Source organism: Prevotella corporis DSM 18810 = JCM 8529 (assembly GCF_000430525.1).
Classification (GTDB): domain Bacteria; phylum Bacteroidota; class Bacteroidia; order Bacteroidales; family Bacteroidaceae; genus Prevotella; species Prevotella corporis.
On sequence record NZ_AUME01000014.1, the window covers coordinates 1 to 24,255 of the forward strand.

Here is a 24,255-nt window from a genome sequence, read left to right on the forward strand (position 1 = left end):
CTTTACTTTAGTCCTTCGGAAATCGCAACCTTATTAAATTTGAAAAATCAGCGTATAACAAACATCCGATCCGCTATTAATAAGAAGCTATTTGGCATAGATGGAGCTAAGGGAATTGATAAAAATATTAGGGAAATGTGATCAATAAACCATTTTTGTCAAGATACAAGTCTTTGATAATCTGCATTTTACACTTTTTCTTTAAGAAAGTGTAAAATTTGTAATCGTTTTTTTTGTTAAATTCGTACGAAAAGATTAATTTTGTTTTTAAATAATCAGAACCAAACAACTATGAATAAAATCATTATAGTAATTGCATTGTTTTTAGCTATTCCGATTAATGTATCTGCGGATAATATTCAGGAAATATATCTCACTGTTGAAATTGTCAAACCTGGACATAACGAACCAATATAATTAGGATTTACATTATAATCTTAAAATGTAAATCCTTAAAATCTACATAAAAGCTTGATATATGAAAAATTATTTCCCTCGAAAAACATTTGGTATGTTTCTTTGCTTAGTGCTCTTCACGCTGCCAACAAACGCCAAAGACAGGGAGCACTCCATTCAAGGAAGGGTTGTTGAGAACATATCCGGGGAGGCCATCCCCGCCTTCGTTACGCTGATGACGGCCGACAGCGTGGTCGTTGACACCATTACAGCATCAGTTGAGGAAGATCCGTATATGGGTGGAACGGTGGCCTTCTATGTATTCAGAAAAGTCTTGCCGACAGGCAAGTATATTTTAAAAGCCACCTACGAGGGTTACTACGATACATTCGTGAACTGCGAAATCAGAAGCAGCCGCGAGGCCTCCATCAGCGTTAAGCCCATCAGAATGGCCAAGATGCAGCACAAGGAGCTCGACGAAGTGGTGGTGACGGCCACAAAAGTGAAGATGGTGATGAAAGGAGACACGATAGTCTATAACGCAGACGCATTCAACCTTGCGGAGGGAAGCATGCTGGATGCGCTGATCAGTAAGCTTCCAAACACCACGCTGACAAAAGACGGGGAAATATACGTCAACGGAAAGTACGTTCAGAGCCTGCTCGTGAACGGACAGGAATTCTTTGCGGGAAATCCCAAACTCGCACTGGAGAACCTGCCCTCCTACACAGTCAACAAGGTGAAGGTCTATGATCAGGAAGGAACAGCCTCAAGAATGATGGGGCAAGACATGGGCGACAAGTCATACGTCATGGACGTTAGGCTCAAAAAGGAATACGCCGTAGGCTATATGGGCAACATTGAGGCCGGAGCCGGAACGAAGAAACGCTATCAGGCACGCCTCTTCGGCATGAAGTTCTCAGAGAAGGAACGACTCGGCGCATTCGTCAACATAAATAACCTGAATGACAATCAACGCGCGGCACTTTCGGGAGAATGGTCGCCACAAGACGTAGGCAACGGACTGCTCACGACGAAAACCGCCGGAGTGAGCTATATCCGCTTCTTAGGCAATATGTTCTCATGGTTCAGCACCGACAACACCTGGACGCACACCAACGCAGACATACAGTCAGCCACAAACAGCCAGACATTCCTCACAGGAGGCGATGCCTATCAGAAAAGCAGGAATTGTTTCATGAGCAGCTCCGACAACTGGCAAACCAACAACAGCCTGCTGATAAAAGGAGACGTCTATTCAACCACCAACTTCCTGATACTCTCGTATCTGCGCAGGAATGGACTGGGGAGCGACGAGACCGAGACGTCGGATGAAACATCGCCCATCAATCGCATGCTCTCTGCAAACAGCCTGAAATCGGATAACTTCGACTTCAGCCTGGAGCACTCAAGCAACTACAGGATAATTGCAGACATGGTCAGATGGGGGGTAAGCCTGAAGCTGAACAGGAACACACAGGAGAAATTCACGATGGACGACCTGCGGAGCATGACAGGCCAACAGCCGCGGGATTACCGGAACAACTATCTTGACGCACTCAACCAGAACCTGACCCTGTCATCCAATATCAGCTATGATTATGGCACCGGCAACATTCACTTGCAACCCGGCTATACATACACCTACAATTATAACAAAGCGGAAAACATGCTCTACCGGCTCGACAAGCTATCAGGCAGGGACAACAGCCGCTACGACCTCCTACCGTCAGCAATCGACGCCCTGAAAACAGTCGCAGATGAACGCAACACCTATCAATACCGTGAGTACAGAAACGAGCACAGACTCAATTTCCACTACATGAACCTACACTCAAAGCTCATCGATGCCGAAGTGCTCATCAACCTGCCACTGCGCCTCGCAAACGCACATCTCTACTACGACAGAATGGGACGCCATGACGTTACCCGCAAAAAATGGTTCTTCGAGCCAGACTTGTGGCTCAGAGGAGAAAAAGACTGGGAGCTGACGGCAAAAATCTATTCGGAAATGCCCGACCTGACGGCAATGGTGGGCTATCGCGACGACAGCAATCCGCTGCGCATCGTACTCGGCAACCCAGAACTGAAGGACATCCATCACTACGATGTGAATGCCAGCAAAACCTTCAGAGGGGCAAAGCAACTGAACCTTAGCATAAGAATGGGCTATCATAAGACAGACAATGCCACGGCCTATGCACTGGCCTTCAACAAGCAGACAGGTGTCACCACCATTCAGCCCGTCAGCGTGAATGGCAACTGGAGATACAATTTCGGAGTGGACTTCAGCAGGACGCTCGACAAAAAGCAGAAGTTCACCATCGGCAACCAACTCATTGCTGACTACAACCATAACGTTGATATGGCCAGCGTTGGCGGATTGGCAGAGAGCCGGCGCAGCATCGTGAACAACTGGAAGATAGGAGACAACCTAAAAATAAACTACCGACCCAACGACAGATATGAGCTGACGCTTCACGGAGGAGGAAACTACTACCTCATCAGCAGCAAACGAGAGGGATTCGACAATATCCACGCTGGCGACTATAATGTGGGAATGAACGCACAAGTGCAGCTCCCCTTCGAGTTCCAGCTCACAACAGACATAACGATGTTTGCCCGCACCGGATACCAGCAATCGGAGATGAACACCACCGACTGGATATGGAATGCCCAGCTGACACGAGAAATAATAAGGGGAAGGCTGCTCGCCAAGCTCCAAGGCTTCGACCTGCTTCATCAGCTGTCGAACACCCAGTATCTTATGAATGCACAAGGAAGAACCGAAACATGGCGCAACAGCATTCCAAGATATGTGATGCTCACCCTGTCCTACAGATTCAACGTGAATCCCAAAAAGAGATAGGCATGGTCTGACGATGAAATCTGATGTGCTGATTGCCAAGAATTACCTTGACCATGCACGATTGCCGACACAACCGACCACCGGCACCCTCGCCGCACAGCCGTGGCAAGGCGACCAGACGACCGCCGACCGCAAAACAGACGGCAAACGACAACGACAAAAAACCGAAAAAGAAACCACACGACGACAACAAAATGACAAGACGCCGCAGAAAAACGAGCAACTACAGATGGGGGATGGCACTACTGGCTATCGCCACAGCACTCGTCTTCAACCGACACTACAAAATTGTACCGCGCGACGACCACCAACAACAGCCGACCGAGCTGCCAGCCGACGACGAACAATCCCACGACCTCACCACCAAGGGCACCGATGGCGAGCAACGACAAACCACCGAAAACACAAACGCCAACAAACGACTGGACCCCAACCGACTGGAGATACCAGCCCCGATGACCAACACAGAAGAGCAGATGCTGCAGCGACGGGCCTATACCACATCATACAACCGACAGACACGCCTGCCCAACTGGGTGGCATGGAGGCTCACCGCCGACCACGCACAAGGCGACGTCAAGCGACCACGCAACGCATTCCACGAGGACGACGAAGTGCCACAACCACGTGCCACACTCGCCGACTACAAAGGCAGCCAGTGGAGCCGCGGACACATGTGCCCCGCCGGCGACAACAAATGGGACAGACAAGCCATGTACGAGTCGTTCCTGCTCACCAACATGTGCCCACAAGACCAAAGCGTCAACAGCGGCGATTGGAACGACGTAGAAATGAAATGCCGAAAATGGGCAAGGAAATACGGCGAGATATTCATCGTCTGCGGACCCGTCATCGACCCGCACACCGACTACCCCACCATTGGGCAAAACCGAATAACCGTGCCAGAAGCGTTCTTCAAGGTAGTGCTCGTCGGAGGAAAACACCCCAAGGCCGTCGGATTCCTGTGCAGCAACAGCAAGGGCCACAAAGACGACAACAAAAGGGCGAGAACCGTCGATGAGATTGAACGAATCACTGGCATCGACTTCTTCGCAGCACTCCCCGACGACGTGGAGAACAGCGTGGAAAGCACCGTCGGCGACCTCTGACAGTGCTCAAAAGCCCCGAAATCATACGGCAAGAATAACAACAACAATCGCCCTCCGCAGTGCTTTACACCAGTGCGGAGGGCGATTGCCGTTGGGAAAGGTCTCGTTGGAGACGGGCCATCAGAGGCGGTGATAGATTTCTGAGAAAGGTATGCGGAAGCGGTCGCCCCACACACCGTCGGGAAGGCGGATGCCACACGTGATCAACATGTTGATTTCGCAGTCGTACGGCAAACCGAGCGCACGCTTCACCAAGACACTGTCGAAGCCCTCAAGCGGACAGGTGTCGTAGCCTGCCTCGCTCATGGCCAGCATGAACGTCTGCACGGCAAGCGCACAACTCTTGTTGACCACCACCCTGACATCGCCCTCGGACACCTGACGCACGATGGGACGGAACAGACCGACTACCTGCGCCAGCATCTTGCGACCCAGTCCGGCCAGACCGAAACAGCGCGAATAGAGGAAAGGCATGAGAAAACCGTAGTAGGCTTTCCACTTCTTGATGCGCTTCTCTTGCTTTTCGGGCGGACTGTTGCGGCGGATGTTGGCGATTTCAAACTCCCGCACGTCGCGGGCACGCTGGCGATACTTGTCCTGCCGGGTGACGAACACCACCATCTGACTGGCCGAAGTAGCCGTCAGCTGACCGAGACAGGCATCGGCGAGCTTCGAGAGCACCGCCTTGTCGGTGACGTGGTAGCACTCCCACAGTTGCATATTGGAACTGGTGGGCGCAAGGGCGGCCAGCTTGATACAATCTCTGACCCGCAACTCGTCGATGGGTTGCGAGGAATCGTAGTGGCGGATGGCACGCCTGTGTAACAGAATGTCTTGTAGTGTCATAGGCTTGATATATGAATCGTCATTCCCTCAGTGGGCAACGACGAGATGGAATCATACCGATGCGAATCGGAAACATCACTCATCGCCGAGATAACTGTCCTTGAATCCGAGGAAATAGAGCACGCCGTCGAGTCCGATGGTGTTGATGCTCTGCTCGGCCGTGGCCTGAACACGGGGCTTGGCATGGAAGGCGATGCCCAGTCCGGCCTCCGAAATCATCGGCAAGTCGTTGGCACCGTCGCCCACAGCAATGGTCTGGGCCAGATTCACCTTCTCCACCTGTGCGATGAGCTTGAGCAACTCGGCCTTGCGGCGCCCATCTACAATCTCGCCGAGGTAGCGGCCGGTGAGCTTGTTGTTTTCGTCGATTTCCAGCTCGTTGGCATAAACGTAGTCGATGCCGTATTTCCGTTGAAGATATTCGCCAAAATAGGTGAAGCCACCGCTGAGGATGGCAATCTTGTAGCCGCACTTCTTCAGCACGCGCATCAGACGGTCAACTCCCTCGGTGATGGGCAACCGCTCGGCAATGCCTTGCATCACGTTTGCATCGAGGCCCTTGAGGAGCTTCACACGCTCGGTGAAACTCTCACGAAAGTCAATCTCTCCACGCATGGCACGCTCTGTGATGTCGGCTACCTGCTGCCCCACTCCGGCACATTTGGCCAGCTCGTCGATACACTCGGTCTGGATGAGCGTGGAGTCCATATCGAAACAAATGAGCCGCCGCATACGCCTGTACATGTTGTCCTTCTGCAATGAGAAGTCGATGCCCTGCTCGTGACTCATTGCCATGAGCGACGCCTGCATCTCGTCGTAGTCGTGGGGGGTGCCTCGAAGCGACAACTCGATACAGGCACGCACGTTGCTGTCTTGACGGCGGATGCTCTGGCGACCCGTCAGACGGCGGATGGAGTCGATGTTCATACCTTGCTCGGATACGGCATGTGTGGCGGCGCCTATGTTCTGTGCCGTCAACGACCGCCCGATGATGGTGAGAATGTAGCGGTTCTTACCCTGCTGATCGACCCATTCCTCATACTCGTCATCGGGAATGGGCGAGAAGCCGATGTTCACATTCAGTTCCGTGGCCTTGAAAAGCAATTCTTTCATCACCTTTCCTGAATTGTCGTCGGTGGTACGTATGAGGATGCCCAACGATAGCGTTGAGTGGATGTCGGCCTGGCCCATGTCGAGAATCTGCGCATCGTAGCGTGCCAGTATCGACATGATGCTTGCCGTGAGTCCCGGACGGTCTTGTCCGTTGATACGAATCAAAATCTGTTCTTCCTGAATAATCTTTTTCCCTTTCATAAATTCCTGAAATTATACTGCAAATGTACAAACTTATTATGAGGTGGGCAAGATTTTCCTTCGCAAACGCTCCAACATCGTCCTGAAATAAAGAAATACCACTGTAATTAATAAATTAGTCTTATCAGCGAATACTTCCCATATACAAGTTTATCATTTGTCCCTTATATATTATCTTTAAGTACAATCAGGATTTTATTTTCCAACTTATACCGATGTGTTGTTACCCAGCACGTGTGGTGTTAGCGGTAAGCACCAATGGTGCGGAGGGCTAACACCCTTGTAATATATTACTGGTGTACGGGTAATTTATGGTTTAAAAAGAACTATACTACCATAAGAAAACAAATCTTATTTGGTTAGGAAGCTTACTTTTACAAAGACAACACAATACTATCTATTGAAAAGAGATTCAGTATAAGGAATATGTTGTTTAAGTTTTAGCAAACGATAATATTAATCATTAAAGTGTGAAAAATAGAAATAGACTTGACAATTACCCGCTTAAAATTAGTAATAGGTCACTACCACTGAATAGCCACCTTTTACGCAAACGATTACCAAACAATATTAAAAAATGAAAAATAATATGCAATATTCATTCTCAATATATATATTTGTAAGCAAATAATCAAGTAAATTATAAAGATTAAACACATTGCAGCTGTAATACAGTGAATAAATCACATAAATCTAAACAACAATTTATTAACTCTAAACATTTAAAAGTATGAAGAAAAACATAATCTTACTTATTCTTCTCGTCAGCACGACTTGTCTATCTGCCCAAACACTGGACTTCTCGAAATTAGAAGGGCGATGGGATACGACAAAAACGGTGCAATATGAATCTGCACAATATCAGATAACCTATGAATACAAGTATGCAAAAGACGCAAAGTTTCCTGATGCAAAACGTACGGCAGTAACAATTCTAAGAATCGGTACGCAACACAATATGTTCATTGACTATGGACAACTTACCTTCGACTCTATCTCCGCCTCAATTGCAAGAGGGGAATCTCAGGCAACTTCATCGTGTCCTAAACTTTTCGGAGCATTGAAAAGCATAGGCTTACGCGAACTCATCCTGCTGAATAGAGAGACTAAAAAAGAGTTTATTCAACGCAAGCCAGGAATAAGTCAAAGGTATCAATATGAAGAAGAAGCTCCTCAACTGAAGTGGGAATTACTGCAAGGAGACAGTACTATTGCCGGATATCAGTGTCAAAAGGCTAAGACAAGGCTCTTTGGGCGAGATTACATAGCTTGGTATGCACCTGAAGTAGAACTGCCTTACGGACCCTATAAGTTCAATGGATTACCTGGACTCATCTTTAAAGTACAGGACACACAAGACAACTTCGTTTTCACCTTGACAGGATTACAGAAGGTAAAGAGCTATACTCCGATCTACATGTACGACAAAAGTGCTGTGACGAAGAGCACTCGAAAGACTGTCAGACAAATGTATAAGAACTATTGTGCCGACCCTATAAAAGCCTTAACAGGAGATGGAAGCATTACCGTATCGGCTGATGTTGCAGCAACAGTGAAAGCAAAGCCTTACAATCCGATAGAATTAGAATAACATCTTGCGACGGATACTTCTTTTATTCTACCTCCTTACCACCTCTTTCACCCTTTTTGCACAGCAGGATGAAGCGCTGGTAAAGCTGACGATTGAGGTCAGGGACTCTGCCAGCCTCCAACCGTTAGCAGATGTAATGTGCCGCATAGTAACTCCAAAGGGCAAGATGCTAAGCTATAAAATTGCTGACGGAAGGGGCAACCTCAGCCTCACAGCACACCAAGAGGATGTACTAATGTTCACACTCATTGGTTACAGTAAACGGAAAATAAACGTAGCTGACATCCATCAGACTACAAATCAGCCAGCTATTATCCTACTCTCTTGCAAGCAGGTGGAACTAAAAGAAGTCGTCGTAAAACTCTCTCCTATAAGAAAACAAGGTGACACACTGGTCTACAACGTTGGTTCTTTTCTGCAGAAGGGTGACCGTCATTTAGAAGATGTACTCAAAAAACTACCGGGAATCAAGGTTTCTGAAAACGGTTCAGTGTCTTATCAAGGTCGTGCAATCAACCGGTTTTATATTGAAGGACAGGACATGATGGGCAACAACTATACTCAAGCAACCCGCAATATGCCTATTAATGCGGTGCGTAATGTCGAAGTTTTGGAGAATCATCAACCAATAAAGATGATGCAAGGACGCAAACCATCAGAATCAGCAGCATTAAATATCCGCCTTGACAAGAACCACAAGGCTCGTCCTTTTGGGGAGATTACTGGTAGCTTAGGCGTCAAACCCACTATCTGGGACAATCAGTTGTTTCTCACACAGGTGATGAAACATTCGCAAACACTTGTTTCTGCCAAGATGAGTAACACGGGAAAAGACCTTTCTAAAGAAACTAAAGAGCACATTGATGTCTATAATCTCGATGCATACGAGCCACTTCCACAGGGTGTTCTGCAAGAAGATATAAGCCAAGAGGCTCTCCCACAAGAGCGATACTTACAGAACAAGTCTTATAGCGCAGGTTTTAATAATATCATTACACTATCGAAAGACATAACACTACGCAGTAACATTCTTCTTTATGAGGATCATGCTGGATATAATCAGTCGACTACAAACTATTATGGAGGACTTACTCCTATTACGTTGGAGACGTCAGAATGGATGAAGCAACGCATATTTCGCATCGTACCAACACTGAAATACGAAGAAAATAGCACGCATAGATTCTTTTCTGACGAACTTAAATACTCCTTTGGACGACAGACAACCGAAAATCAAGTAGTCACGAATGGTATTGGAATTACTGAACAGATACGTATAAAACCGTCTTATATCAAGAACTATCTGTATTCTTCCTTCAAATTAGGGAAAAGTATGCTGCAAATCCACTCGCTCCTTAGATACACTGACCGTAGGGAAGAACTATCAACAGCCTCTGATTCCATACCACTCTATAATGTTACAGAATGCTTTGCAACACGGTCAACTATGACCAGAAACAGTATCACAACTTCAATCCCTACACTCGGAAATGATTTGGACATATCCTTACGAGCTTATTACAGGAAAAACTCGTACAATTATCAAGGTGATATCTATCATCGTACATTCAAACTACAAGGTGAACCAGGCTACACATGGAAATATACAAAGCAAAGCTATGTTAGCTTTGGACTTCCTATTGAATGGACAAGAATCAGCCTTTCAGAGAAGAACAACAAACTGTCTGCACGCAACTTCATAGCATTTAAACCCTACTTGACATTACAACAAGTACTGACGAGCAAACTGACAGTAAACCTATCTTCCTCAATCTCTACAGATGACAACTCTCTTGATTTCTATGCTTTGAAGCCTTTAAGAGAGGGATACAGAAACATACAGGTTACAGGAAATGACGTTTATAAGTCCACTCACCTATACACTTCGCTCCATTTCCGCTATCGTAATCTCGCAACGATGCTCTTTGCAAACCTTTCACTTACCTACTCTGATACAAGAAGCGAGGCTTATTGCAACTATGAGTACAACGATTCAATGACGATTATGAAGTGGGTAAGAGGCAGTAACCACCGGCATAACATTGCTATAAATGCTATGTTGGATAAGACTTTCATCCCCATAGGCGTTTCCTTAAAGTTTGATGCGACATATAACAGAGATTCTTATCTTGTTTCACAATCAGGTGTTATGGTCAATAACCATTCTCATCACGCTTCAGGAACGCTCACCACAAGTTTCCAAAAGATATCTTGGCTGCGCCTATCAGCCGCTTTTACAGCTAAATATTACTGGGAACAGAGTAGTATCATGAAGTTGGATGTTCTTTCGTCCTATACAACCAATGCAGCTCTTTACCTCTTCCCTACAAAGAAGTTGGAACTAAAAATGAAGTTTTATAATCTGACAAACGAAGTTATGGATGGACATTACCATACATGTAGCCTATTAGATGGAGACTTCAACTACAAAATTAATAATGTGTGGGAGCTGGGAGTATCTGGGACAAACCTATTAAACAGCAAATCTTACAGTATTACGCAGAATACAGGTATCAATACTTTCAACACATTCCTACCTTTACGTGGACGTGAATTACTACTCCGCATACAGCTGAGATTGTAATAACATCAGCATTTTCTACAAACAGTTTACTCGCACACTACCGATACTTGTAAATAATTTTCCGACAACTCAAAACCAATACATGCTCTTTTAGCTTCTAAAAGATGCCTAATTAACTTGCAATAGGTGCCCTTTTGAGGCCTAACTAACGCCCTTTTGAAGCCCAATTAAGCACCTTTTATCTTACTGTTTGGTAACTAATTGATTCTCTGTTGATTGCAAACTTGCTTTTAAAACGTATTTTTATCATTATTTGTAGAGGAATTATCTGAAAGTATGTAATGATTTTTCAAATCATTATCTATTAAATTAGCTATTGCTTATCGCTACAAATAACAAGTCCACTCGGCAACTTCAAAACTCGTAAACTACCAATTAGAGACTCCTAATTAAACTGACGCCTGCCCTACCCAGCGCACCGCACGAAAAGGACCACCTTCGCGTTGCAACATCACCAACATTTCATCGGAATAGCTCAAATTTCTCATCCGATAAGCCTCACTTCTCGTCCCGAACACCTTATATATATGGTATGAAAGTCTGAGGCATCGCAACAAGATTGACAGGTTTTTTCCGTGCCACAATCCCTCATTTTGTCGAAAATTCTGCTAAAACTTATGAATAGCTAAAAAATGAGCATTTTATGAGTTTCTCACCTCAATAGAGGCAATGATTTGGCAACGGTTCTAATTGTTGCAATGCATATGTTTGCCGTCAAACAACTCTACTCTGCAGCTAAGGGACAATAACTACACAAAATAACAATCGCTCTATTGGAATAATTTACAAAAATAGCTTAATTTATAACGTTTATCGCAAAATATAATGTATATTTACAGCAAAATTCGGTGAATTTATGAAACTAAACAAGATTAAAGAAGTCTTAGATAGCAAAGGTGTTTCACAAACTTGGCTGGCAAAACAGTTAGGTAAGAGCTTTAGTACTGTTAATTGCTATGCTCGGAATAAATACCAACCCGATTTAGAGACGCTTCTTGAAATCTCAAAGATTTTAGAAGTTAACCTCAAGGATTTAATTACGGACGAAAACGAAAGAGTGTGATAAACTCGTAGTTCTCTGTCTTAGCAAGTATGTTGTAGAACTTCCGATAATAAAATTTACAAGAAGATGGGCTTAAGCAAAGATTTAACAGAAGAGGATGTCAAGTTCCGCTATATCAATGAAGCCATCACAAGCAAGGGATGGTCGAAGGATAGTATATTCATGGAACAGAAGGTTAAATTTACAGATGGTAAAATTAGCCTTCATGGTAATCTTGTGCATAGAGAGAGACCGAAGTTTGCCGACTATGTGCTTTATGCGAACAAGGCAACGCCCATTGCCATTGTAGAAGCGAAGGATGCCAATCACTCTGTTTCTCATGGATTGCAACAAGCCAATATCTATGCCCAGATGCTTGATGTGAAGTTTGCATACAGCTCAAATGGTGAAGGCTTTGCCGAACATGACTTCTTGACAGGCAAGGAACGCACTTTTGCTATGGACGAGTTTCCAACAAAAGAAGAACTTATCGAAAGATATAAAAATGAAGCTAACGATGGAAACGGACTTAAAGAGCAAGAGTTGTCTGTCATTGAGCAGCCTTTCTGTACAGGTCAGAACATCTTTCCGCCACGATATTATCAGCGCAATGCAGTAAACCGCACAGTTGGCGCCATTGCCAAAGGGCAAAACCGTGTGCTCCTTGTCATGGCAACCGGCACTGGCAAGACATATACTGCATTTCAGATTGTATGGCGTTTACTTAAAAGTGGTTTGAAGAAGAAAGTGTTGTATCTTGCCGACCGCAACATATTGGTAGACCAATCCATACAGCAGGACTTTAACCCACTGAAAAAGGTAACCCACAAGATAGACTACTCAAAAGACAAGAACCACTTGGAGGAATTAAGTTCGTATCAAGTGTTTTTTGCACTCTATCAACAGTTAATTGGGCAGAACGATGCCAAGAATTACCAAGAGTTGTTTCCAAACCCCGATTACTTTGACCTCGTTATCGTTGACGAGTGTCATAGAGGAAGCGCGAAGGATGACAGCAACTGGCGAAACATTTTGGATTACTTCTCTTCGGCTACTCATATTGGCATGACTGCCACCCCGAAAGAAACGAAATATCAGTCAAGTATTGGCTACTTTGGCGAGCCTGTCTATACTTACAGTCTTAAAAATGGAATAGAGGATGGCTTCCTTGCTCCGTTCAAGGTAATCAACATAACAACCAACATTGGCGATGAGTGGAGACCCACAAAAGGACAAAAGGACATATACGGCAACGAGATAGAAGACCGCATTTATAACAATAGTGACTATGATTACAACATTGTCATAGAAGACCGCACAAGGGAAGTGGCGCAGGAGATAACTAACTATCTGAAAAGTACAGACCGCATGGCAAAGACCATCGTGTTCTGTGCGGACGAGACACATGCGGAACGTATGCGCATGGCTTTGACGAATGCCAACGCTGACATGTGCAAGAAGAATCCCGATTATGTGGTGCGTATAACTGGTAGTGACGAATACGGAAAAAGCAAGTTGGACTACTTTATCTCCGTTGCGGAGAAATATCCTGTCATAGCGACAACCAGTAAGTTGCTTTCAACAGGAGTTGACTGCAAGATGACAAAGCTCATTGTCCTGGACCAACAAATCGGCTCTATGACAGAGTTCAAGCAGATTATCGGTCGTGGCACCCGTCTTCGTGAGAAAGAAGGAAAGACTTACTTCACTGTAATGGACTTCCGCAACGTGACCCGATTGTTCGCAGACCCAGATTGGGACGGACCGATAGAGATAGACCCCAACTATCCGCCCAAAGAAAAAGAACCTACGCCGTATCTACCTCCAAAGGAGGATGAGCCTACAGGCGTGAAAGAACCAGACCCAGCACCACAACCGAAGCCAATAGTTGCCAAGGATGGTTGCCAAGTGATGATTATCAACAAGGTTGTTTCTGTCTATGATACAGACGGCAAGCTGCTTCGTACGGAGAGCATTACAGACTATACCAAGAAAAGTATCATTGACACATACGCTACCATTGACACGTTCACGACGAAGTGGCAAGAAACCAAGAAAAAGTCTGACATTGCTGAAATGCTCAAAGAAAGTGGTATTGACCTTGCGGCGTTGAAGCATGCGGAAAATATGGATGATGTGGATGATTTCGATTTCATCTGCCATATAGCCTACGGCAAGAAAACACTTACACGGCACGAGCGTGCCGAGCAGGTGAAGAAGCGAGACATCTTCAGCAAGTATGGCGAACAGGCACGAGGTGTGCTTGAAGCCTTATTGGATAAGTATATCAAAGAAGGTATTTCGGAATTGGAAAGTCTTACCGTGCTTGAGAATGACCCTTTCCGCAAATTGGGCTCCAAGGCAAACATCGTGAAATTCTTCGGTGGCAAGCAAGGCTATCTTGATGCCGTGAAGGAACTGGAACAACACATATATAATATAGCATAAATAGAATCTTTTCGATAAGTCAAACGAACAGAGCCAAGCTCGCTTGGGCGATGTCGTGGCAAGAAAAGACGCACAAAGAGAAACAACAGATGAGTTTATCAAATTTCGTAAAACGAGTTCGCAATATCATGCGCAATGACGCTGGTATCAACGGTGATGCGCAGCGTATAGAGCAAATGGCATGGATGCTGTTTTTGAAAGTCTATGACGAGAAAGAGAACGACTGGGAATTGGACGATGACGATTACAAGTCTATCATTCCCGAGGAATGCCGTTGGCGCAACTGGGCGCATGACGATGGTAGCGGCAATACCTTGACAGGTGATGATTTACTATCGTTTGTCAACAACACCTTGTTTGTCGAACTAAAAAGAATAGAGATAACGCCGGACACCCCAATTCGTCAAGCGATTGTCAAGACTACTTTTGAGGATGCCAACCAGTATATGAAGGATGGCGTTCAGCTCCGCCAAGTGCTCAATGTGATTGACGGATTAAACCTTGGCGACTATGAAGAGAGCCACGCTTTCGGTGAGATATACGAAACCATCTTGAAAGAAATGCAGTCGGCTGGTTCGTCTGGTGAGTTCTACACTCCCAGAGCCTTAACCGAGTTTATGGCAGAAATCATCAATCCGCAGATTGGCGAAAAGATGGCAGACTTCGCCTGTGGTACAGGTGGATTTATTACGAGTTGGCTGGGCGAACTGGATAAAAAGGTAAAGACAGCGGAAGACCGTAAGGAGTACAATCAATCTGTATTTGGTATCGAGAAAAAACAATTCCCATATATGCTGTGCGTGACAAACCTGTTGCTGCATGGTATCGACACACCATTGGTGTTTCACGACAACTCGCTTACAAAAGATGTACTCAACTATACAGACGAAGACAAGTTTGATGTTGTGTTGATGAACCCACCATACGGTGGAAACGAGAAGTCTGATGTCAAGTCACACTTCCCCTCCGACATGCGCAGCAGCGAGACTGCCGACTTGTTTATGGTACTCATCATGTACCGACTGAAGAAGAATGGGCGTGCGGCGGTCATTGTGCCAGACGGTTTCCTCTTTGGTGCTGACAACACAAAGATTGCCATCAAGACAAAGTTGCTTCGAGATTTCAACCTGCACACCATCATCCGTTTGCCAGGCAGCATCTTCGCTCCTTATACTTCTATTGCCACAAACATACTGTTCTTCGACAACACCTGCGCAGACGGTGCGCCCGAAGGTTTCTCCACAAAAGGCACTTGGTTCTATCGTCTCGACATGCCAGAAGGTTATAAGCATTTCTCCAAGACAAAATCCATGAAGTCGGAGCATTGCGATCCTATTCGTGAATGGTGGAACGACCGCAAGGAGATGATTATTGCCGACGGTGACGAGAAGGCACGCTGCTATCCTGTACAGGAGTTGATAGATTCTGATTGTAACTTCGACTTATGTAAGTTCCCGAAAGAGGATGAAGAAATCTTGCCTCCAGCCGAATTGCTTGCCAATTATTTCAAGAAGCGCAAGGCTCTCGACCATGAAATAGACAAGACCTTGGCAGAGATACAGCGTATCTTGGGGATTGATGTGAATGTGGAGGAACTATAAAATGTGAGACACGTCTCACAAATTCAAAATAAATTATAGAGATGAAAGATTTGACAATATCAAGTATAGAACGCCAAAATGTATTGAACAACAGTTTTGCGATTGAACACATACAAAATACATTGGACATTACAGGAATGATGTTCGATGGCGAATATCGTTTCACAAAGAAAATGGTAGCAGATTTCTATGAAGTTGAAGAACGAACAATAGAACGATATATCGAAAATTATAGTTCAGAATTATCTGCCAATGGATACTTTTTATGTAAGGGGAAACGGCTGAAAAACTTAAAGTTACAGTTTGCTCCCGTCATAAATGTCGGGAGCAAGACTACGCAACTGGGTCTGTTCAATTTTCGCTCGTTCCTTAATATCGGAATGCTGTTGGCTGAGAGTGAAAAGGCAAAGGCTTTGCGCAGTGCCATCTTGGACATAGTAATAGCAACAATCAATGCAAAGACAGGCGGTGGAACAAAGTATATCAATCGACGGGATGTGAACTACATACCAGCCGCCATTACAGAAGAAAACTACCGTAAGAATCTTACTTCGGCTATGAACCAGTGTGTAGCAGGACACAATACCTACAAGTATTCCCAAGTAACCGACTATATATACAAAGCTGTGTTTAAAGAAAATGCGAAAGAGTATCGTAGAGTTCTTAGCCTTGACTCCAAAGACAATGTTCGACACACACTTTATGCAGAGGTGTTGCTTGTTATCTCATCATTTGAAAATGGTGTAGGTGCAGCAATTCAACAAAGATTCAAAGAGAATGGAGGCATGAGGCTATCTATGGCTGAAGTGGAGCGCATTGTAAACGAGCTTTCAGAGAATCCTATTCAGAAACCATATCTCAATGATGCTCGTACAAAAATGTCCTCTCGCGATTTCTGCTTCCGTGACGCTTATCATGGAAATATTGCTGAATACTTGAAAGCAGTAACGCCAGAGGAGTATGAGCGTTTTATCGGTGAAAAATCAATTGATTTTGACAATATCCTTGCAGAGAACAAGGATGTATTGAAACGATTGAAGCAAGCAGACAATGAATAAGGAAGTGAAATATATAAGTTACGAAGAGTCATTAAGTATCTATGCGAAAATGATAGATGCCAGTGATGGTGGCTTAGTTGGGGTGAGAGACGAGGGCGGCATTCTTGCCTCTCTCGATTTCGTGCAGAATGATATGTATTATCCCGACTTTGCCGATAAACTCTGTTATTTGGTATTCAAGTTCTGTTCTGGTCATTATTTTAATGACGGTAACAAACGTATTGCCTTGACACTTGGAGCATATTTTCTATACAAAAACTCCTACTTTTGGCAAGCGACAACGTTTATGCGTCAGATGGAGTCAATCGTTTATCATGTTGCTGCATCCTACATCGACCAAAACTTGCTTCTCCGCATAATGACTTGTTTCATGAATGGTGAGGATTACGATGAGGAATTAAAGATAGACATTGCCAATGCGATGAGCAAAGGGGAGTTAGGTGTCAGAGGTGAAGACTATGAATAATTTATGAATTGGCTAACCACCGGTTACCCTATTCGCAAAGCAAAGAACAATGAACGGAAAACAATTAAAGAATAGCATATTACAATGGGCGATACAGGGAAAACTTGTACCGCCTGTCTGCCGACAAGCAGGCAAGACTCTAATGACGAACCCTGAACCAAGAGATAAAGGTAAGGAGTGTTGGTTTACATATGTAATTGAGTGTGAAGATGGCAGTTTTTATAAAGGATTAACGGATAATCTTCTGAGACGCTACCAACAACATTGCAATGGAACTGGTGCAGATTACACAAAAACGCATAAGCCCAAACAATTATATTATTGGGAAATGCATTATTCTAAAGAAGCCGCATTGCAAAGGGAAAAATACTTAAAGTCTGGTGCCGGCAGAGAATGGTTCAAAAAGGAGGTTGTTGATAAACCTGAAAACTTTGAGCCAGCAAGCGTATTGCTTAAAAGGATTCGCAAAGAGAAAGAACGCTTGATCAAAGAGAAGAAAATCAAGCGTGACAAGAACGCATCCATTATCTACCGTGGTGACGACAATTCCTATTATGAGAAGATACTCGCCACGGGCGAGGTAAAGTGCATTGATGATGAAGTGCCGTTTGAGATTCCAAAGGGGTGGGAATGGGTACGTTTGGAAGCAATCCTTAATACAGGTTCTGCTCGTAGAGTTCATGCAAAAGACTGGAGACAAGCGGGAATACCATTCTATCGAGCGAGAGAAATTGGCAAATTAGCTGATTATGGCTTTGTGGATAATGAACTATACATAGACCACTCTTTGTATGAAGACTTTTCCTCTAGTGGAGTTCCTTTGCCAAATGACCTTATGATTACAGCTGTGGGGACTTTAGGTAAAGTGTATATCGTCAAAGAAAGCGATAGGTTTTATTATAAAGATGGAAGTGTACTTTGCTTGGCTAACAAGTATGGACTTTACGCAGAGTATCTAAAAATGGTGATAGAATCACCTTTCTTTAAGGGACAATACAGACAAGAATCGCAAGGAACGACAGTTGCAACATTAACAATGGTTCGCTTACAGAAGTATTTTATTCCATTACCACCATTGCAAGAACAAAAGAGAATTGTTCAAAAAATAGCAGAGCTATTACCTCAAATCGAGAGATATAATATAGCACAAGAGAAATTAGATAATATGAATATTATTTTAAAAGATGTTCTCCAAAAGAGTATTCTTCAGGATGCTATTCAAGGAAAGCTCGTTCCGCAGATTGATAGCGAAGGGACAGCCCAAGAATTGCTTCAACAAATAAAAGTGGAGACGCAGAAACTTGTAAAAGAGGGCAAGCTAAAGAAGTCAGCTCTCAACGACTCTGTTATCTTCCGCGGTGACGATAACAAGTATTATACCATTAATAAAAAAGAGAAAATATGTATTGATGATGAAATACCATTTGATATTCCTGGCACATGGGAATGGTGTTGTTTGGGAACACTGTTCTCACATTGCACAGGGAAAGCATTAAATGCTTCAAATCTAAAAGGGTCATTAATGACTTACATTACCACTTCAAATCTATATTGGAATAGATTTGAACTCGACAATCTTAAGCAGATGCGTTTTACAGATGAAGAAATAGAAAAATGCACAGCTACATTTGGAGATTTACTTGTCTGTGAAGGTGGAGACATTGGGCGTGCCGCAATATGGAACTATCCGTATGATATAAGAATCCAAAATCATATACACAAACTTCGTGCTTACAAGCAACTTTGTACAAAGTTCTTCTTTTGGGTATTTTATTTCTATAAAGCAACAAGACGAATAGGTGGTAAAGGTATTGGAATACAAGGGCTTTCTTCTAAAGCCTTAGATAACATTCTTATACCTCTACCCCCATTAAAAGAGCAACAACGCATTGTTGCTCAAATAGAAAAACTATTTGAGCAACTGCATTAATTGCTCTATCTTTTGAATAATGCGTTGCTGCTCTTTAAATGGCGGCAGAGGAATATACAACTCTTTTAATCTTTCTTTGCCAAGGTTGTAAAATGCAGCACCGGATTTCTTCGTTATTCCTCGCATCATCTCTATTAGAAACGGACTTTGAAGGAAAAAAGCAATCAACAAAGAATGTGTAAATTCCTGTAAATATGGTCTTATGATAAACACGAAACCGCCAGCACTAACATCATTGTAATCCTTTTCCACAACTGTCATCTTGCCTATATTCTCCAAACTTGTAACAGCTGGAGTAATGATGTAATTTCTTTTGAGAAGTGTATTCTCATTCACAAACTCCTTTGCGACAAATACATCATCATCTTTGAATATATACTTATTAGGCAGAATATTTCCACCACGCAATATTCTAATGCCTTTTTTATTTGCATTTGCTTGTTCTTTTTTGAAAGATGCACCTGTTTGAATGTCCAACAGATCCTTTATCTTGCACCAAACCCATGTTTCAGGTATTTGGAACGGCAAAAACTCGTCAATGCAAATAGGGCAGTCAGCTACCTGCTCATAATACTTGTTATCGTCACCACGGAAGATGACAGAATCATTGAGGGCAGACTTCTTTAGCTTGTTCTCTTTTACAAGTATCTGCTTCTCCGCTTTTATTTGTTGAAGCAATTCTTGGGCTGTGCCCTCGCTATCAATCTGTGGAACGAGTTTTCCCTGTATTGCTTCTTGCAAAATACTCTTTTTAAGACTGTTTTTTATTGTGGTGTTCAACTCATCCAGATAGCTCTGAACTCGACTATATTTATCTATCCATGGCAATAGTTCTTCTAATTCTGCTACGATTCTTTTTTGTTCTAACAGGGGTGGAAATGGCAACAGCAAACCTTTCAAACGACTTGCTGAAAGTCCAGGCATAGCAGTCCCTACTGACGCCAAATTGTTACTTTCTTTTAACAAGTAAATGAAATGATAGACATACTCACATATACCGCTAATACACGGACGCAGTCTGTGAACATGATTTTGAAGACAAATGTCATAGGCTTCGTTCCATATTGCAGAACGTCCATAACCAGCACCACCTTCACAAACGAGCAAATCTCCTTTCGTAGCCGAGCAAGTCTTGATTTCTTCGTCAGTGAAATTCATAATTTTTACATTGTCAAGGAAAAAGTATCCCCAATATAGATTAGAGGTCGTTATGAACTTTTGTGGAGTTCCACCGCCTTTGTTGCTACTGCTCTGTTGTTTTCCACTTGCATGGTTAAAAATGTTGCCTATACGAGTCCATTCCCATCCCTTTGGTATCTCAAACGGAATCTCCTCGTCAATGCACTTTACCTCGCCCGTGGCGAGTATCTTCTCATAATAGGAACTCATAGAACACAAAATATGCTTATTTTTTAGGACAACTTATGTTTCACTAATAAATAAACAAATAGAAATGGAATTAGACAAATTTGAAGAGTTCCTAAGCCAAGGCAATATGGCTAAGAACACGATTTCGGCATATCTGTATGCCGTGAAGGAGTTTGGCTCTCGACACAAAGAGTTGAACAAGAGAAACTTGTTGGTTTACAAGACCTACTTGATTGAGACTTACAAACCAAAGACAGTGAACCTGCGTATCCAGGCGATGAACAAGTATCTTGTGTTCGTGGGCAAGGCGAAGTTCCGCTTGAAATCGGTCAAGGTGCAGCAACGTTCTTATTTGGAGAATGTCATCAGCAATGCCGACTACACCTTCTTGAAGAACAAGTTGAAAAAGGAAGACAACTTGGAGTGGTACTTTGTGGTGCGATTCTTGGCTGCGACTGGTGCCAGAGTGAGCGAACTTGTGCAAATCAAGGTTGAGCACGTGCAAGTAGGCTATTACGACATCTACACCAAGGGTGGCAAGATACGGCGTATCTACATCCCCAAGACGCTGCGCGTGGAAACAGAAAAGTGGTTGCAAACAGTCAATCGCACAAGTGGCTATCTCTTTCTCAATCGCTTTGGCGAGCGTATCACTACAAGAGGCATATCACAACAATTGAAAAATCATGCCGTGAAGTATGGCTTGAACGAAAAAGTGGTGTACCCTCACTCGTTCCGCCATCGTTATGCCAAGAATTTCTTGGAGAAGTTCAACGACATAGCCTTGCTTGCTGACCTCATGGGGCATGAAAGCATTGAAACGACACGTATTTATCTGCGAAGAAGCAGCATGGAACAACAAGAAATCGTAGATAAGGTTATCACTTGGTAAAATGCCAATAAAGGTTCATAGGAAAAAGAGTAGAAAGAGATGCAGGTTTCTTTCTACTCTATCCTTGTAAAACATTTTATCATATGACATACATATATCGATATACGACAGCAAGTCTATACGACAGTGAAGAAATTTCTGGATGAACGATGCTGAAATACATTGGTTGAAAAACTAATTTATATATTTATATTTTTAAATATCACATCGCATTCAACGTTCACAACCGAGAAAAGTCAACCTGTTTATTTGTTTATATATTTATATTTAAATATTTTCAACCAAACAAACATTTGCATTTTCACATTCATCCAACCAACCAAAACGACATGACGGGGAAAGAAAAATCGACGGTTTGGCATTGTCTGATGCGCCATAGACGGACAAAAATAGCGCAAAACGACTGTCCCAGCGCTCCGCTCCTCTCTTCCAACACCATCCATAGTGGCTCGACGGTTCTCGTTGGGCCACTAAACGTATGCAATAGCCACACCAACGGAGCGTGGCGCCACATCGTCCGCCGAAACTCATTTATCCCTCGCCTGTCGCTCGTTCTAAGGCGAAGTGCCACAATCGTGGGAAAGACAGCAAAGGAAGCCGCAAACAAATGGAAAAAGGCAAGACGGCAGTCGCCCATCCACAAGCAACGGGCGGGCGAAACGTGACCGAAAAAAAGCGATAGCCCCGACTTCAGCCGCCTGATGACATACCAATATCGACCGATAGCGGCTGATGAAGCTGGCAAACGAAAACTTCAACCATCACAAAAGCAAGGGATTGTCTGGCGAAAGGCAATAGACGGCAGAAATAATGCGGAACATTTTGTAATGATTTTTCAGCAACTTACTATTTTGTCGGTCTTCAACGATATTCACATTCTCAAATTATCTCCCCATTTGTCGCCCACAACGCTATGTCTTCGACAAACGACTGATTTTTAGTTGATTATAAAACAACATTTGTAAACTGTCAACGGGCAAAACGAAGAATAATCAACGAAAAATCAATGTCAGTTTATACAACTAAAGAGGCAAAACGATGAGAATGACATCCTTTTGTCGTGATTATTTACTTGCCGAGCAAACATCTTCCCTTAGCGTCGGCGCTACTCTCCCAATGTGTCGCAACAGCCCATTGACCACCTACTAAATTGTCGCACCTACCTTACTATTCTGTCAGTGCTGACTTCCTAAACTGTCGGCGCTAACTTACTAAATTGTCGCCGATAAATCGTGTATCTTTCTGTTTTTCAATACTTTGTCGCATCTTAACTAATATCTTATAAAGATATATTAATGACTTCTAATCGAAAGAGAGTTTTGCTTTTTATAATAAAGTCTATTTTTTTGATTTTCCGTGCTGATGATTTTACTAAGTCTTTTCCGGCGAACCTCCCTTTTTGTCGCCACCCTTTACTATTCCTTTTCTATCCATTTGGTTTCCAATGCTTTGTCGTTCTTTTGTCGTTCACCGAACTGTCACATTTCACCACAGCTGCCACCGCTACCCCTCGCCCATCCACTGTCCATGCATCATTTGCCTAACAGCCCCGTTCCCCTACTCCACCCCGTCCCAACAACCAATTATTCCCTGTCCCTTCGCTCCTTTTTCCTCGTCCCTTCGGGTAATTCTTCTTCCTCAATACTCTTGCTTTGTTGTTACTTCGGGCAATTCTTCCTTGTCATTACAGTTGATCCCGTCGTCAATACGAACCTCTGTACGTCATCGTGCGTGAAGTTCTTCTAACCTTCGCTCTCATTCAGCCAACGCTTGATCGGTTTCCCCATTTCGTCAGCTATCCCCCTACCCTCTTTTTCTTTTGTTCTTGTACAATCTGGCTCATCAAAGTCATTCCTACACAGTCCTTTTATACCACCTCTTTGCCCCTTATCGGCTCTCATTATCAACCTATTAGAAACTTTATCACATTCTAAATTCCTCTCATCCCCTACCCCTTCAACTTCTCCTCGTTGCCTTTTCAACCTCCCATCACCAGCCCATTTAACTTTACTGTTTTATCCTGTTCTGCTTCTTTTTTCTACCTTTTTTCCCAAATCATTAACTATAGAGTTTTTATTCCCCATCCGTCGCACTTCGCCAATCTTCTCCTATTTATATAATCTTACTAATTTGTCGCACCATTGTTTTGTGCCTGTTTTGTAAAACCTTACCTTTTTGTCGCCAAAACCATAACTTTTGGCTTGTAATAGCATAGCTATGACATTATAAAAGGTATATTAACGGCGACAAATTAGGAAATTGTTGCCCTTGTTTTTCTCAAATATTTTACATTTCATTCCTCTGAATGATAAAGCTTTAAACCATTTTTGTTCAACAAAAAATTGAATAATTATCAAAACATTTCACTTTTTTGTCGCCGTTCACCTTTAACACCTACCTTAATATAACTGATACACAGTAAGTTAAACCTTAAAAAAGACCGCTCTAAAATACATTCCCTATTTGTCGTAGCTTAGCTTTTAGCGGAATTTCTTCCCTTTTTGTCGCTCATTGGTATAACCATCGCTCCCTTTTTACCAAATTTCGCCATTTTCTGTCGAACTTATAGCTTTGAGAATCATCCACTGCTGCTTTAAAAAATCATTTTTGTCGCAAAATGAACAACTACACAAGACATATTAATAAATAAAAAAATATTCCATATTTGTCGCCCACTGTTTTCAGTTTTCTTTTCTCAGCCTATCGAATGCTCGTCAGTCAAACCCCGAAGCTATGACACG

The 24,255-nt window shown here is 43.4% G+C and carries 18 protein-coding genes; 14 read left to right on the forward strand and 4 right to left on the reverse strand.

Annotated elements, in window-relative coordinates:
- Nucleotides 1–291 precede the first annotated feature (291 nt).
- The 3 genes from H515_RS15195 to H515_RS12970 all read left to right on the forward strand — a co-directional run bounded on the left by H515_RS15195 (nucleotide 292) and on the right by H515_RS12970 (nucleotide 4,374).
- Complete coding sequence (locus tag H515_RS15195) at nucleotides 292–417, forward strand: hypothetical protein (protein ID WP_262499238.1); 126 nt, start codon at nucleotides 292–294, stop codon at nucleotides 415–417.
- A 94-nt stretch (nucleotides 418–511) separates the two neighbouring features.
- Nucleotides 512–3,265, forward strand: coding sequence for a TonB-dependent receptor family protein (locus H515_RS0104480; RefSeq protein ID WP_244870061.1), 2,754 nt, complete (start codon nucleotides 512–514; stop codon nucleotides 3,263–3,265).
- Nucleotides 3,266–3,318: 53 nt separating this feature from the next.
- On the forward strand, nucleotides 3,319–4,374 hold the full coding sequence (locus H515_RS12970; RefSeq protein ID WP_051274657.1) for a DNA/RNA non-specific endonuclease: 1,056 nt from the start codon (nucleotides 3,319–3,321) through the stop codon (nucleotides 4,372–4,374).
- Nucleotides 4,375–4,494: 120 nt separating this feature from the next.
- Here H515_RS12970 and H515_RS0104490 read toward each other — a convergent pair whose 3' ends face one another.
- Entirely contained in the window at nucleotides 4,495–5,220 is a 726-nt protein-coding gene (locus tag H515_RS0104490) for a nitroreductase family protein (protein WP_025877595.1), read from the reverse strand.
- 75 nt (nucleotides 5,221–5,295) lie between these two features.
- A complete protein-coding gene (gene serB, locus H515_RS0104495; protein WP_025877597.1) occupies nucleotides 5,296–6,534 on the reverse strand; it encodes a phosphoserine phosphatase SerB in 1,239 nt (412 codons plus the stop codon).
- A gap of 730 nt (nucleotides 6,535–7,264) precedes the next feature.
- On the opposite strand from serB, the gene H515_RS0104500 reads away from it, so the two are divergent.
- From H515_RS0104500 to H515_RS0104535, 8 genes are all read left to right on the forward strand, one after another.
- Nucleotides 7,265–8,125, forward strand: coding sequence for a GLPGLI family protein (locus H515_RS0104500; RefSeq protein ID WP_025877599.1), 861 nt, complete (start codon nucleotides 7,265–7,267; stop codon nucleotides 8,123–8,125).
- A 4-nt stretch (nucleotides 8,126–8,129) separates the two neighbouring features.
- On the forward strand, nucleotides 8,130–10,709 hold the full coding sequence (locus H515_RS0104505) for a hypothetical protein (protein WP_051274659.1): 2,580 nt from the start codon (nucleotides 8,130–8,132) through the stop codon (nucleotides 10,707–10,709).
- Between the two features lie 856 nt (nucleotides 10,710–11,565).
- Nucleotides 11,566–11,772 carry a helix-turn-helix domain-containing protein gene (locus tag H515_RS0104510; RefSeq protein WP_025877604.1) on the forward strand — a complete coding sequence of 69 codons (207 nt, stop codon included), beginning with the start codon at nucleotides 11,566–11,568 and terminating at the stop codon, nucleotides 11,770–11,772.
- A 66-nt stretch (nucleotides 11,773–11,838) separates the two neighbouring features.
- Nucleotides 11,839–14,199 (forward strand): EcoAI/FtnUII family type I restriction enzme subunit R, encoded by a 2,361-nt coding sequence (gene hsdR / locus H515_RS0104515; RefSeq protein WP_028901639.1) that lies wholly within the window; start codon nucleotides 11,839–11,841, stop codon nucleotides 14,197–14,199.
- 89 nt (nucleotides 14,200–14,288) lie between these two features.
- Nucleotides 14,289–15,800: a class I SAM-dependent DNA methyltransferase gene (locus H515_RS0104520; RefSeq protein WP_028901640.1), complete on the forward strand. Its 1,512-nt coding sequence runs from the start codon at nucleotides 14,289–14,291 to the stop codon at nucleotides 15,798–15,800.
- 41 nt (nucleotides 15,801–15,841) lie between these two features.
- Nucleotides 15,842–16,858, forward strand: coding sequence for a hypothetical protein (locus H515_RS0104525; protein ID WP_028901641.1), 1,017 nt, complete (start codon nucleotides 15,842–15,844; stop codon nucleotides 16,856–16,858).
- Nucleotides 16,851–17,324, forward strand: a complete 474-nt coding sequence (locus H515_RS0104530) for a Fic family protein (protein ID WP_025877605.1) — start codon at nucleotides 16,851–16,853, stop codon at nucleotides 17,322–17,324. The genes H515_RS0104525 and H515_RS0104530 overlap by 8 nt, the downstream gene beginning before the upstream one ends.
- A gap of 49 nt (nucleotides 17,325–17,373) precedes the next feature.
- Nucleotides 17,374–19,254, forward strand: a complete 1,881-nt coding sequence (locus H515_RS0104535) for a restriction endonuclease subunit S (RefSeq protein ID WP_051274661.1) — start codon at nucleotides 17,374–17,376, stop codon at nucleotides 19,252–19,254.
- Here H515_RS0104535 and H515_RS13940 read toward each other — a convergent pair.
- Nucleotides 19,234–20,643 (reverse strand): restriction endonuclease subunit S, encoded by a 1,410-nt coding sequence (locus H515_RS13940; RefSeq protein WP_081410118.1) that lies wholly within the window; start codon nucleotides 20,641–20,643, stop codon nucleotides 19,234–19,236. The two genes, H515_RS0104535 and H515_RS13940, sit on opposite strands and share 21 nt — an antisense overlap.
- A gap of 64 nt (nucleotides 20,644–20,707) precedes the next feature.
- Here H515_RS13940 and H515_RS0104545 point away from each other — a divergent pair, with 64 nt between their 5' ends.
- The 3 genes from H515_RS0104545 (at nucleotide 20,708) to H515_RS14430 (ending at nucleotide 23,260) form a co-directional block, all read left to right on the forward strand.
- On the forward strand, nucleotides 20,708–21,514 hold the full coding sequence (locus H515_RS0104545) for a tyrosine-type recombinase/integrase (protein ID WP_025876597.1): 807 nt from the start codon (nucleotides 20,708–20,710) through the stop codon (nucleotides 21,512–21,514).
- A 329-nt stretch (nucleotides 21,515–21,843) separates the two neighbouring features.
- Complete coding sequence (locus H515_RS0104550; protein ID WP_028901643.1) at nucleotides 21,844–22,179, forward strand: hypothetical protein; 336 nt, start codon at nucleotides 21,844–21,846, stop codon at nucleotides 22,177–22,179.
- 697 nt (nucleotides 22,180–22,876) lie between these two features.
- On the forward strand, nucleotides 22,877–23,260 hold the full coding sequence (locus H515_RS14430; protein WP_154653641.1) for a hypothetical protein: 384 nt from the start codon (nucleotides 22,877–22,879) through the stop codon (nucleotides 23,258–23,260).
- On the opposite strand, the gene H515_RS12980 is transcribed toward H515_RS14430, so the two are convergent.
- Nucleotides 23,257–23,415, reverse strand: a complete 159-nt coding sequence (locus H515_RS12980; RefSeq protein WP_154653642.1) for a hypothetical protein — start codon at nucleotides 23,413–23,415, stop codon at nucleotides 23,257–23,259. The genes H515_RS14430 and H515_RS12980 overlap by 4 nt on opposite strands.
- Nucleotides 23,416–24,255 lie beyond the last annotated feature (840 nt).

Excerpts from the sequence above, each read along its gene's own strand:
- H515_RS15195 (WP_262499238.1), top strand. The coding sequence starts at position 292 with ATGAATAAAATCATTATAGTAATTGCATTGTTTTTAGCTATTCCGATT.
- H515_RS0104480 (WP_244870061.1), top strand. The coding sequence starts at position 512 with ATGTTTCTTTGCTTAGTGCTCTTCACGCTGCCAACAAACGCCAAAGAC.
- H515_RS12970 (WP_051274657.1), top strand. The coding sequence starts at position 3,319 with ATGCACGATTGCCGACACAACCGACCACCGGCACCCTCGCCGCACAGC.
- H515_RS0104490 (WP_025877595.1), bottom strand. The coding sequence starts at position 5,220 with ATGACACTACAAGACATTCTGTTACACAGGCGTGCCATCCGCCACTAC.
- serB (WP_025877597.1), bottom strand. The coding sequence starts at position 6,534 with ATGAAAGGGAAAAAGATTATTCAGGAAGAACAGATTTTGATTCGTATC.
- H515_RS0104500 (WP_025877599.1), top strand. The coding sequence starts at position 7,265 with ATGAAGAAAAACATAATCTTACTTATTCTTCTCGTCAGCACGACTTGT.
- H515_RS0104510 (WP_025877604.1), top strand. The coding sequence starts at position 11,566 with ATGAAACTAAACAAGATTAAAGAAGTCTTAGATAGCAAAGGTGTTTCA.
- hsdR (WP_028901639.1), top strand. The coding sequence starts at position 11,839 with ATGGGCTTAAGCAAAGATTTAACAGAAGAGGATGTCAAGTTCCGCTAT.
- H515_RS0104520 (WP_028901640.1), top strand. The coding sequence starts at position 14,289 with ATGAGTTTATCAAATTTCGTAAAACGAGTTCGCAATATCATGCGCAAT.
- H515_RS0104525 (WP_028901641.1), top strand. The coding sequence starts at position 15,842 with ATGAAAGATTTGACAATATCAAGTATAGAACGCCAAAATGTATTGAAC.
- H515_RS0104530 (WP_025877605.1), top strand. The coding sequence starts at position 16,851 with ATGAATAAGGAAGTGAAATATATAAGTTACGAAGAGTCATTAAGTATC.
- H515_RS0104535 (WP_051274661.1), top strand. The coding sequence starts at position 17,374 with ATGAACGGAAAACAATTAAAGAATAGCATATTACAATGGGCGATACAG.
- H515_RS13940 (WP_081410118.1), bottom strand. The coding sequence starts at position 20,643 with ATGAGTTCCTATTATGAGAAGATACTCGCCACGGGCGAGGTAAAGTGC.
- H515_RS0104545 (WP_025876597.1), top strand. The coding sequence starts at position 20,708 with ATGGAATTAGACAAATTTGAAGAGTTCCTAAGCCAAGGCAATATGGCT.
- H515_RS0104550 (WP_028901643.1), top strand. The coding sequence starts at position 21,844 with ATGACGGGGAAAGAAAAATCGACGGTTTGGCATTGTCTGATGCGCCAT.
- H515_RS14430 (WP_154653641.1), top strand. The coding sequence starts at position 22,877 with ATGATTTTACTAAGTCTTTTCCGGCGAACCTCCCTTTTTGTCGCCACC.
- H515_RS12980 (WP_154653642.1), bottom strand. The coding sequence starts at position 23,415 with ATGAGAGCCGATAAGGGGCAAAGAGGTGGTATAAAAGGACTGTGTAGG.